Raw genomic sequence first — 11,849 nt, forward strand, 5'->3', positions numbered from 1 at the left:
TTTTGTTGAGTATCCAAAACAGTCAACCGGCAGTGCGACAAAGGGATGTAAAAAAGCGGCAATTCAGGGTTGAACTCACGAACTTCAGGTCCTAAAGTTCGCGCCCGAACGTCCATGCTGGAAACGATCCATCCGGCTCAAGTACTGACGACGAGAGGCACCGGCGCCATTGACCGGTACCGGTGATACTCGGCGACATGCCTTGGGAAGTAGGCGAACCAAAGTGGGGAAACGGATTCGACGTTCAGCTTCACCCCTACGAATAACCTGTTCTGCCATTTGGAGTCCCAACCATGTCCATCAAGGTCGAGGATTACTTCGCCCCCGAAACCTTCCAGCGTATGAAGGCGTTTGCCGACAAGCAGGAAACCCCCTTCGTCGTCATCGACAAGCAGACCATCGCCGATGCCTACGACCAGCTGACCGGCTGCTTCCCGTTCGCCAAGATCTACTACGCGGTGAAGGCCAACCCGGCCACCGAGATCACCGAGTTGCTGCGCGACAAGGGTTCGAACTTCGACATCGCCTCCATCTATGAGCTGGACAAGGTGATGAAGACCGGCGTGCGCGCCGAGCAGATCAGCTACGGCAACACCATCAAGAAAGCTCGCGACATTCGCTACTTCTACGAGAAGGGCGTGCGCCTGTTCGCCACCGACTCCGAAGCCGACCTGCGCAACATCGCCAAGGCCGCGCCGGGCTCCAAGGTCTACGTGCGTATCCTCACCGAGGGTTCCACCTCGGCCGACTGGCCGCTGTCGCGCAAGTTCGGCTGCCAGTCCGATATGGCCATGGACCTGCTGGTGCTGGCCCGCGACCTGGGCCTGGTGCCCTACGGCGTGTCCTTCCACGTCGGTTCGCAGCAGCGTGATATCGGTGTCTGGGACGCGGCCATCGCCAAGGTCAAGGTCATCTTCGAGCGCCTGAAGGAAGAAGACGGCATCGAGCTGAAGCTGATCAACATGGGCGGCGGCTTCCCGGCCAACTACATCGCCAAGACCAACAGCCTGGAAACCTACGCTGAAGAGATCATCCGCTTCCTCAAGGAAGACTTCGGTGACGAGCTGCCGGAAATCATCCTCGAGCCGGGCCGCTCGCTGATTGCCAACGCCGGCATCCTGGTCAGCGAAGTCGTGCTGGTGGCGCGCAAGTCGCGTACCGCCGTCGAGCGCTGGGTGTTCACCGACGTGGGCAAGTTCTCCGGCCTGATCGAAACCATGGACGAGTCCATCAAGTTCCCGATTCACGTGGAGAAGAAGGGCGAGCTGGAAGAAGTGGTGATCGCCGGCCCGACCTGCGACAGCGCGGACATCATGTACGAGCACTACAAGTACGGCCTGCCGCTGAACCTGGCCGCTGGCGACCGCCTGTACTGGCTGTCCACTGGTGCCTACACCACCAGCTACAGCGCGGTGGAATTCAACGGCTTCCCGCCGCTGAAAGCTTTCTACCTGTAAGACCTGGCTCGTGCCGAAAAAGCCCCGCTTGATGCGGGGCTTTTTCTTTGGGCGCGCACGAGCGCCGTAGGAGTGGACCTTGTCCGCGAATTCCCGCGCCCAGGACGCACGCAACTTGTAGGAGCGAGCTTGCTCGCGAACGTTCTGGCCCCGCGACGATAGATGGTTCGCGAGCAAGCTCGCTCCTACAAAGGGCCCGCACATTCATGGCTAATGGAGAGGCAAGCTCACCTATGGGCTGTTTCTTTTTGCGCGCAGCGGACCTTGTCCGCGAAATCCTGCGCCCAGGAAGAAAAGCAAAGCTGCACGCCACCTGTAGGAGCGAGCTTGCTCGCGAACGCTCTGGTCCCGCTGCGATGGGCGGCTCGCGAGCAAGCTCGCTCCTACAAAGAGCCTGCGCACTCTCGTCTGCCGAATGAAAAACGCCCCGCAGTGCGGGGCGTTTTTCATGGCATCGGCAACGGCTCAACCCTCGTTGGGTTGCGCCTTCGCCGGTGCCTGCGCGGTGGTCGGCGCCTTGCTCTCGGTGGCGATGTCCTGCTGCGGTGCAGCCTGGTCCATCGGCAGCTTGTCGAACTCGTGCAGACCGTCCTTGCGGTACGGGTCGCCGATCCAGCGCGGGGCGGCGGCGAACTGCTGGTTCACCAGGCTCTTGGCCGGTTCGTAACGGTCGTAGCTCAGGCCGGCGAGGTCCGACAGGGTGTGGATCAGGTGCGAACTGCTGTACGAGCGGTTGGCCACCGCCTGCAGGTCGCGGGGGTGCTCGGCCTGCCAGCTGGGCGAGGTCCAGACCATGAACGGAATGGTGTACATGGGCCGGGTAGGGTCCATCTCGTTGCGGCCCAGGCGGTCGTGGTTGCCCGAGCTGTAGACCTCTTCGCCATGGTCGGAGAGGTAGAGCATGAAGCCGTTGGCGTTGGCTGCCGAGTAGCGCTTGATCAGGCTCGACACCACGAAGTCGTTGTAGCGAACCGCGTTGTCGTAGAAGTTGTAGGTTTCCACCTGGTCATCCGACAGCGCCGAAGGAACGCCCTGGCGGTCCTTGAAGTAGGCGAACTCGTCCGGGTAGCGATAGCGGTAGTCCATGTGCGTGCCCAGCAGGTGGATCACGATGAACTTCTTCTGCGCCGGGTCCTTCAGGGCCTTCTCGAACGGGTCCAGCACCACGCCGTCGTACTGGCTGGCGTTCTGATTGCGCTGGTTGTTCAGGTACGCCTGCTCGTCCGTCTGCTGGGAGAAGGTGGTGAGCATGGTGTTGCGCTTGGTCATCGTCTGCTGGTTGGTGATCCAGAAGGTCTTGTAGCCCGCCTGTTTCATCAGGTTGATCAGCGACGGATCGGTGAGGAACCGGTCCGGGTTCTGCTCATCGCCGAAGGTGAGGATCTGCTGCATCACCTCGATGGTGTACGGGCGCGGCGCAACCACGTTCTGGAACACGGTCAGGCCCTGGCCGCTGGCGGCAAGGGCGTCGAGGTTCGGCGTGGTGTCGCGGCCGTAGCCGTACAGGTGCATGTGCTGGCGGGTGGTGGATTCGCCCAGCACCAGGACCAGGGTGCGCGGCTCGTTACCGCTGCTGTCCTTGAGGTTCTGCAAGGGCGGCAGCGAAGCGTTCTGCTGCAGCAGCTTCTGCATGTTGTCCAGCTGCTGGCGGTACTGGACGTAGCCGACCACCAACTGCCAGGGTACCGCCGGCTCCATGCGCGACTGCACCTTTTCCACCGCCTGGGCGAAGGTGCGTTCCTGGGTGACCATCTGCTTGTAGAAGGGGTAGAACAGGTTCAGCACGACCAGCAGCACGGCCAGCGGCACGCGGGCATAGGCAGGCATGCTGATCGGGCGGATGCGCTTCCACAGCACCACGGCGACCACGGTGTAGGCCAGCAATGCCAGGCACAGCCAGAGGCTGAAGTACTGGCTGAAGTACTCGCCGGCTTCGGCGGTGTTCGACTCGAACATCACGAAGATGACGCTCTGCGAGAACTCCTGCTTGTAGATGCCGAAGTAGCTCAGGCCCACCAGCGAGGCCCCCCAGAGCACCAGCCCGATGAGTGCGGCGATGCCCTTGGTGAAGCGCGGCAGCAGCAGCGGCGGTGCGAGCCACAGGCTGCTGAGGAAGAAGGCGTCACGGAAGCCGGCGAAGCCGGTGGTGCCGCTGAACAGGATCAGCGCCTGGGTAACGCCGGAGAAGTACCAGAAGAACAGCAGGAGCCAGCCCAGGGCGGCCCAGTCCACGCGTTTGCGCGCTACGGGGGATGTGGTGTTCGACACTTGCGCCTCGTCGTTGCCAGGCGGCTGCCGAACGCTCCGGCAACCAGGTTAGCCGGCAAAGCTAGCAGGGCGGGCGTGAAAATTACGTCAAGGGGCGTCAGGCGACGCCCATCTGCTCAGCGAGGTGACGCAGGTCCGACTCGTCGCCCAGTTCGGCGGCGCGCTGGAAGTAGGCCAGGGTCAGCTCGCGCAGGCTCGGCGGCATGGAGGCGGCGAGCTGCTGGCGGGCCACGCGCAGGAAGTTGAGGTTGCCGCCTTCCAGCGCCCGTTCCAGCCAGATGCGCGCGGCCGGCAGGTCGCCGCGCTCGGCGAGCACCGAGGCGTGGCTGAACTGGCCACGGAAGTCACCGGCCTCGGCCGACCGGCGGTACCACTGATGGGCTGTATCCAGGTCGCGCGGGACCACCAGGCCTTCTTCGTGGAAGCGCCCGACCAGGTTCATCGACTTGGCATGCCCCAACGCCGCCGCGCTCTGGTACAGCGCCAGCGCGCGGGCGTCGTCGCGCACCACGCCGCGGCCGGTGGAGAGCAGGTTGGCGAGGTTGTACATGGCCCAGTCGAGCTTCTGCTGCGCAGCGATCGCGTAATGGCGGGCGGCGCCGGCCTCGTCCTTTTCGCAGCCCCAGCCGTGCTCCAGGCAGCGCCCGAGCATGTTGCGCGCCATGGCGTGGCCGCGCTCGGCGGCGATGCCGAACCAGGTCAGGGCGAGGCCGACGTCCTGTTCGATGCCATGGCCGTCGAGAAGGATCTGCCCGAGCAGCGCCTGGGCCTCGACGTCCCCTTCACGAGCGCCGGCCAGGATCAGCCGGGCGGTCTGCCGCGGATCGTCGGCGAGTTGGCCGGTGAGGTCTTCGACGTTGATTTCTTCAGTGCGACGCAGGACGAAACTCATGGCGGGTCAAACGTCCACCCAGCGGCGCAGCAGGTTGTGGTAGGTGCCGGTCAGCTCGATCAGCGCCGGGTGGTCCGGCACGTCGCGGGTCAGTGCCTGGATCGACTGGTCCATCTGGAACAGCAGGGCGCGCTGGCTGTCCTCGCGCACCAGACTCTGGGTCCAGAAGAACGAGGCGATACGCGCGCCGCGGGTCACCGGGTTGACCTTGTGCAGGCTGGTGGCGGGGTAGAGGACCAGATCGCCGGCCGGCAACTTCACCTGCTGGGTGCCGTAGGTGTCCTGGATCACCAGTTCGCCGCCGTCGTAGTCCTCGGGGTCGCTGAAGAACAGCGTCGAGGACACGTCGGTGCGCACCCGTTCGCGGCCGCCCTGGGTGTCGCGCACGGCATTGTCGATGTGGAAGTCGAACGAGCCGCCGCCGGTGTAGCAGTTGAACAGCGGCGGGAAGACCTTGCTCGGGAGGGCCGCCGACTGGAACAGCGGGTTGCTCCATAGGCGCTGCAGCATGGCCTCGCCGATTTCGCGGGCCAGCGGGTGGTCCTGCGGCAGTTGCAGGTTGTGCTTGGCGCGGGACGACTGGTAACCGGCGGTGACCTTGCCGTCGGCCCATTCGGCCTGTTCCAGGGCGGCGCGGATGCGCGTCACCTCATCGCGGGTGAAGACGCCAGGAATGTGCAGCAGCATGGGCCGGTTCCATCAGGTTCGATAATTTGCCAATGATAATGATTTGCAACAGATCGATACAACCGCCATACCCCTACTTCCGACAGGGAGAAAGTGTAAAAGTTGTAAATCATCTGCGTATGGTAATGAATGTGAATTGATACAAATTCTTATTTGCAATAGATTGCGCGGCCTTCATGAGCCCCTGGGGAGGGAGTTTCGATGTCGCGTCAATCCACCGAGTTCGCCGGCAGCAAGCCGCGCCTTCTAGTCAGCGCTGTCGGCGTGGCGATCACCGCCATGTCCGGTACTCATCTGGCCCACGCCGCCGAAGCTTCGCCGAAGAAGTCCGGCCAGGACGTGCTGTCCCTGGATGCCGACACTGTGGTTGGCACCCAGCAGCAGGACCCGACCACCTACAACGTCGAGAAGTCCGCGTCGAAGAAGTACACCGCGCCGTTGCTGGATACGCCGCGTTCGGTGACCGTGGTGCCGCAGCAGGTAATCAAGGACACCGGCGCGCTGACCCTGCAGGACGCCCTGCGCACCGTGCCGGGCATCACCTTCGGCGCCGGCGAAGGTGGCAACCCGACGGGTGACCGTCCGTTCATCCGTGGCTTCGACGCGCAGAGCGACACTTACGTCGACGGCGTGCGCGACACCGGCGCGCAATCGCGCGAAGTCTTCAACCTCGAGCAGATCGAAGTCAGCAAGGGCCCGAACTCGGCCTTCGGTGGTCGCGGCTCGGCCGGTGGCAGCCTGAACCTGATCAGCAAGCAGGCCAAGGCCGGCAACTTCACCGACGGCAGCTTCACCTACGGCTCGGATCAGACCCGTCGCTACACCCTCGACACCAACCAGGAGTTCCTCGACGGCAATGCCGCGTTCCGCCTGAACCTGATGACCCACGACCAGAACGTCGCCGGTCGCCAGGCGGTGGACGCCAGCCGCTGGGGTATCGCGCCGTCCCTGACCTTCGGCCTCAACGGCCCGACCCGCGTCACCGTCAGCCACTACCACCTGGAAAGCGACGACACCCCGGATTCCGGCATCCCGTACGCCAAGAGCGCCGACCGCAGCAAGCACAACCCCGACAAGCCGGTGAACGTCGACCGCGACAACTACTACGGCCTCGAGGATCGCGACTTCCAGAAGAGCCGCATCGACACCAGCACCATCACCTTCGAGCACGACTTCAACGATGCCCTGAGCCTGCGCAATACCACGCGCTACGGCACCGCGCACCAGGACTACATCTGGACCCAGCCCGACGACAGCCAGGGCAACATCAACAACGGGACCGTCTGGCGCCGCAACAACAACCGCATCAGCACCACCACCACCGCGACCAACCAGACCGACCTGTTCGGCGAGTTCTACCTGGCCGGCTTCAAGAACAGCTTCACCACCGGCCTGGAATTCACCCGCGAAGACAGCAAGCGCGATGGCTACACGGTGAACACCAACACCGGCTCCAGCGCCGGCGCCAACAAGTGCCGCCCGGCCATCGTCGGCGCGCCCAGCGGCTACAACTGCACCAGCCTGGAAAACCCGAACCCGCACGATCCGTGGACCGGCAGCATCGTTCGCAACTACAAGCCGCTGAACACCGTCGCCACCACCAAGGCGATCTACGGCTTCGACACCATCGACCTGAACGAGCAATGGCAGGTCAACGTCGGCGCGCGTTTCGACAGCTTCGAGACCACCGCGAAGAACCATGGCGTGAGCCCGACCACCAAGTTCGAGGACAGCTCCAGCTTCTGGAACTGGCAGGCCGGCGTGGTCTACAAACCGGCGCCCAATGGCAGCATCTACGCCTCCTACGCCACCTCCGCGACCCCGCCTGGCTCGATGCTGGACAACGGTGACACCGGCAACGCCGTGGACACCTTCGCGGTGAAGAACAACCTGGAGCCCGAAGAAACCACCAACTACGAAATCGGTACCAAGTGGAACTTCCTCGACGAGCGCCTGGAGCTGACCGCGGCGATCTTCCGCACCGACAAGGACAACGCTCGCGTACTGGTCTCCAACCAGACCTACGACAACGCCGGCCAGTCCCGCGTCGACGGCATCGAGCTGTCCGCCAGCGGCAAGATCACAGACAAGTGGAAGGTCTTTGCCGGCTACAGCTACCTCGACAGCGAACTGGTCAAGGCAGGCAAGGCCGGCCGCAGCGGCACGGTGAACGCCACCGCACCGTCCAACGACGGCAACCAGATGCCCAACACCCCGGAAAACAGCTTCAGCCTGTGGACCACCTACGACGTACTGCCCAACGCCACCATCGGCGGCGGCACCTTCTACGTCGACAAGGTCTACGGCGATGTGGCCAACACCATGTACGTCCCGGACTACTGGCGCTATGACGCGATGGCCGCCTACAAGCTGAGCAAGAACGTCGACTTCCAGCTCAACGTGCAGAACGTCTTCGACAAGAAGTACTTCGACAAGGCCTACGCCTCGCACTACGCGTCGCAGGCGGCCGGTCGCACCGTGCTGTTGTCCACCAACTTCCACTTCTAGGGCCGCGCACTTCCGGCGACCTGCCCCGGCCGACGCTCCTCGGCCGGGGCTTTTCTTTGTCCGGGCCTCTCCGGCAAAGGTAAGGCCAGGGTAAAGATTGTTAAATCGGCTGCGTTTGCGAGCCATTCTCATTAAAATGCCCGCCCTGCGTGATGGGTGTCCGAAGGTGAAGCCGCGGTGTTGAAGAAAGTCCTTTTCCAGTTGCATTGGCTGTTCGGTATCAGCGCGGGTCTCGTGCTGGCGCTGATGGGCATCACCGGGGCGATGCTGTCATTCCAGGATGAAATCCTGCGCGCCATCAACCCCGAGAGCCTGGTGGTGGAAAAGCGCGCCGAAGCCGTGCTGCCGATGGACGAACTGATCCGCCGGGTGGAGAGCGCCGAGCCGGGCAAGAAGGTCTCCTTCCTCTGGCTCAAGACCGAGGGCGTGGAGTCCGCACGCATCTTCTTCACCCCGCCACCGGGCCAGCGCCGTGGCGAATCCCTGTATGTGGACCCCTACACCGCAGATGCCCTGCCCGCGCCAGTGGGCGAGGGCGCCTTCATGTTCATCATGCAGCTGCACCGCTTCCTCGCCGCCGGCGAAGTCGGCCAGCGGATCACTGCCGCCTGCACCCTGATCCTGGTCTTCTTCTGCCTTTCCGGGTTGTACCTGCGCTGGCCGCGCAAGGCGCTGAACTGGCGCACCTGGCTGACGTTCGACTGGCGCAAGAAGGGCCGCGCCTTCAACTGGGACCTGCATGCCGTGGCCGGCACCTGGTGCCTGGTGTTCTACCTCCTGGCCTCGCTGACCGGCCTGTACTGGTCCTACGAGTGGTACCGCAACGGCCTGTTCAAGCTGCTCGACGACGCTCCCGCCGGCCAGGCCAAGGGCGGCCAGCGCGGTGGCGGCAAGCGCGGCCCGGCGCCCCAGGGCCCACCGCCGGTAGTCGATGCCACCGCCATCTGGAACACCATCCAGCAGACTGGCGGCTCCGCCATGACTGCCTACAACCTGCGCCTGCCGCCGGTGAAGGGCCAGCCGGCCACGGTCTTCTACCTTCTCGATGACGCTGCCCACGAGCGTGCCTTCAACGAGATGACCATCGACCCGGCCAGCGGCAAGCTGCTCAAGGACCGCCGCTATAACGACAGCCGCTTCGGCAAGCAACTGCTCACCAGCGTCTACGCCCTGCACGTCGGCAGCTATTTCGGCCTCACCGGGCGCATCCTGATGATGGTCGCCAGCCTGACCATGCCGCTGTTCTTCATCACCGGCTGGCTGCTCTACCTTGATCGCCGCCGCAAGAAGCGCGCAGCGCTGGCCGCCCGCGGCGAGTTGGACAAGAACGCCGGTGGCGCCGATTCCTGGCTGGTGGGCTACGCCAGCCAGAGCGGCTTCGCCGAGCAACTGGCCTGGCAGAGTGCCGGCCAATTGCAGGCTGCCGGCCTGCCGGTGCGCGTCGAACCGCTGGGCAAGCTGGACCGCGTGCAACTGGAGCAGACCCGCAACGCGCTGTTTGTGGTCAGCACTTTCGGCGAAGGCGAGGCGCCGGATAGCGCCCGTGGTTTCGAGCGCCAGGTGCTCGGCCAGACCCTTGGCCTCAACGACCTGCGCTTCGCCGTGCTGGCCCTGGGCGATCGCCAGTATGAGCACTTTTGCGGCTTCGCCCGGCGCATGCAGGGCTGGCTGCAGGGGCAGGGCGCGCGCCCGTTGTTCGACGGCGTGGAAGTGGATAACGGCGATGCTGCCGCGCTGCATGACTGGCAGGTACGCCTGGCCGAGCTCTCCGGCGCCGCGCCGCAAGTGGCCTTCAACGCGCCGGCCTTCGAGGTCTGGACGCTGAGTGGCCGTGAGCACCTGAACCCTGGCAGCCAGGGCGAATCCACCTGGCTGCTGCGTCTCGCTGCGCCGCACGATTCGCAGATCGACTGGGCCGCTGGCGATCTGGTGGAAATCGTCCCGCGCCAGCCGGACTTTCTCGTCCGCCGTTGGCTCGAACGCCTCGGCCTCGACGGCGCCGCCAAGGTGCAAGTGGATGGCCTGGCCATGCCGCTGCAGGACGCCCTGGCCGGATGCCTGCTGCCGGGCAACCTCGAACACCTGGTTGGCCAGCATGGCCAGGCGGTCTACGACGCGCTGGTCAAGCTCTCGGTGCGCCAGTACTCCATCGCCTCGCTGCGCAGCGCAGGCGCCCTGGAACTGATTGTCCGCCAGGAGCAGCACGCCGACGGCTCGCTGGGCATCTGTTCCGGCTGGCTGACCGAGTACCTGCCTGAGGGCGGCAGCCTGTTGCTGCGTCTGCGCCGTAACCGCAGCTTCCACCTGAGCGAGGATGACCGCCCGCTGATCCTGATCGGCAATGGCACCGGCATCGCCGGCCTGCGCGCACTGTTGCAGGCAAGCGTCGCCGAAGGCCGCTCGCGCAATTGGCTGCTGTTCGGCGAGCGCAACATCGCCCACGACTTCTACTGTCGTGAAGAACTCGAAGGCATGCTGGCGTGCGGCGAACTGCAACGCCTGGACGTCGCTTTCTCCCGCGACCAGGCCGAGAAGGTCTACGTGCAGGACCGCCTGCGCGCCAGTGGCGAAGTCCTCGCCCAGTGGCTCGATGAGGGTGCGGCGATCTACGTCTGCGGTAGCCTGCAGGGCATGGCCGAGGGCGTCGACCACGCCCTGCGCGAGATGCTAGGTGATGCCGAGGTCGAAGCGTTGCTGGAGAGTGGGCGCTACCGACGCGACGTGTATTGAACGAGAGCGCCGAGCCAAGTCGTAGGGTGCATAACGTTCGACGTTATGCGCCGTGCAACCGGTGCGACGGCGTACAACCGTGAACAGTTGTATGCCTTACGCGGCCGCGCGCATTGCTTGTCGTAGGAGCGAGCTTGCTCGCGAACGGATTCACTGGCGGCTCCAGCGCTGGGCTGGTTCGCGAGCAAGCTCGCTCCTACCGGGAGACGCTGGTAATCCTTTTCCGAGCCCCACAAACAAAAAGGCCCCCGCGAATGCGGAGGCCTTTTTGATATCGGCGTGCTTAAACCCTGCGATTCATATCCACAGGAACAGTGCCAGCACCGCCGCGAAGAAGCCCCACTTCTGCAGGTAGTACAGCTTGCGGTTGCGCTTCTTCAGCGCCTTGCCCTGCAGGCGGATCTTGTACAGCGAGGCGAAGGCGCGGTTGATGCCGCCGGTTTTATCGCCCGCGTCGTTGGGAGATGCGGCCGCGGCCATCACGTTGCGGCTGAACCAGCGATTGAACGCCGTCACCCAGCCGTATTTCAGCGGTCGTTCGATGTCGCAGAAGAGAATCACCCGGTCATGGTCCGTGGTGTTCTCGGCGTAGTGGATGTAGGTCTCGTCGAACACCACCGCCTCGCCGTCGCGCCAGTGGTAGCGCTCGCCGTCCACCTCGATGAAGCAGCCCGGATCGTTCGGCGTCAGCAGGCCCAGGTGGTAGCGCAGCGAACCGGCGTAGGGGTCGCGATGGCGCACCAGGCGCGAGCCCGGTGGCAGTTCGGCAAACATCGCGGCCTTTACCGACGGAATCTGCCGCAGCAGCTCGGTGGTCTTCGGGCACAGGGCGTCGGCGGACGGATGGCTGTCGTCGTACCATTTCAGGTAGAAGCGCTTCCAGCCGGTCTTGAAGAATGAGTTGAAGCCCACGTCGTTGAGCTGGTCGGAGCGCTTGATGCTGCCGGCGTCGCGCAGGTGCAGGGCTTCGCTGCGGATGGTCTCCCAGTTCTCGCTGAGCAGGCGCATCTCGGGGAATTCGTCGGTCGCCAGGTAGGGGCGGCTCGGTACCCTGGAGAACAGGTACATCAGGCAGTTGATCGGCGCCAGGAAGCTGGAGTGGTCGCTCAACTGACGTGTGAACTTGTGGCGCACCCGCCCACGCAGGTGGACATAAACGATGCTCAGGCCGAAGGCGGCCAGAATGGCGGCTTTGATCATTCGGGGGGAGTTTTCCACGGGGCTAGAGGCGGAATGGTACTCCTCCTGAACGTGACTGAGTATTCTCCGAAGGCCAAAGGCCATTTGCTGCTTTACCCTGTAGGAAA

At 64.2% G+C, this 11,849-nt stretch carries 7 protein-coding genes; 3 read left to right on the plus strand and 4 right to left on the minus strand.

Going from position 1 to position 11,849, the window contains the following annotated elements:
• The first annotated feature begins 293 nt into the window (after positions 1 to 293).
• Positions 294 to 1,457, plus strand: coding sequence for a type III PLP-dependent enzyme (locus tag ACNFH5_RS06200; protein WP_054906660.1), 1,164 nt, complete (start codon positions 294 to 296; stop codon positions 1,455 to 1,457).
• Positions 1,458 to 1,922: 465 nt separating this feature from the next.
• Here ACNFH5_RS06200 and ACNFH5_RS06205 read toward each other — a convergent pair whose 3' ends face one another.
• The 3 genes from ACNFH5_RS06205 to ACNFH5_RS06215 all read right to left on the minus strand — a co-directional run bounded on the left by ACNFH5_RS06205 (position 1,923) and on the right by ACNFH5_RS06215 (position 5,304).
• Positions 1,923 to 3,725: a phosphoethanolamine transferase CptA gene (locus tag ACNFH5_RS06205; RefSeq protein ID WP_416744799.1), complete on the minus strand. Its 1,803-nt coding sequence runs from the start codon at positions 3,723 to 3,725 to the stop codon at positions 1,923 to 1,925.
• A gap of 97 nt (positions 3,726 to 3,822) precedes the next feature.
• Entirely contained in the window at positions 3,823 to 4,617 is a 795-nt protein-coding gene (locus ACNFH5_RS06210) for a tetratricopeptide repeat protein (protein ID WP_416744800.1), read from the minus strand.
• Positions 4,618 to 4,623: 6 nt separating this feature from the next.
• Positions 4,624 to 5,304 (minus strand): Fe2+-dependent dioxygenase, encoded by a 681-nt coding sequence (locus ACNFH5_RS06215; protein WP_192224694.1) that lies wholly within the window; start codon positions 5,302 to 5,304, stop codon positions 4,624 to 4,626.
• A gap of 201 nt (positions 5,305 to 5,505) precedes the next feature.
• Here ACNFH5_RS06215 and ACNFH5_RS06220 point away from each other — a divergent pair, with 201 nt between their 5' ends.
• Entirely contained in the window at positions 5,506 to 7,812 is a 2,307-nt protein-coding gene (locus ACNFH5_RS06220) for a TonB-dependent receptor (protein ID WP_416744801.1), read from the plus strand.
• Between the two features lie 180 nt (positions 7,813 to 7,992).
• The gene (locus ACNFH5_RS06225; protein ID WP_416744802.1) at positions 7,993 to 10,542 is read left to right on the plus strand and encodes a PepSY domain-containing protein; all 2,550 of its coding nucleotides are present in this window, start codon (positions 7,993 to 7,995) and stop codon (positions 10,540 to 10,542) included.
• 297 nt (positions 10,543 to 10,839) lie between these two features.
• On the opposite strand, the gene lpxO is transcribed toward ACNFH5_RS06225, so the two are convergent.
• The gene (lpxO, locus tag ACNFH5_RS06230; RefSeq protein WP_416744963.1) at positions 10,840 to 11,739 is read right to left on the minus strand and encodes a lipid A hydroxylase LpxO; all 900 of its coding nucleotides are present in this window, start codon (positions 11,737 to 11,739) and stop codon (positions 10,840 to 10,842) included.
• Positions 11,740 to 11,849: the final 110 nt, after the last annotated feature.

The sequence above is a fragment of the Pseudomonas sp. NY15435 genome, from assembly GCF_048068295.1.
Lineage (GTDB): Bacteria > Pseudomonadota > Gammaproteobacteria > Pseudomonadales > Pseudomonadaceae > Pseudomonas.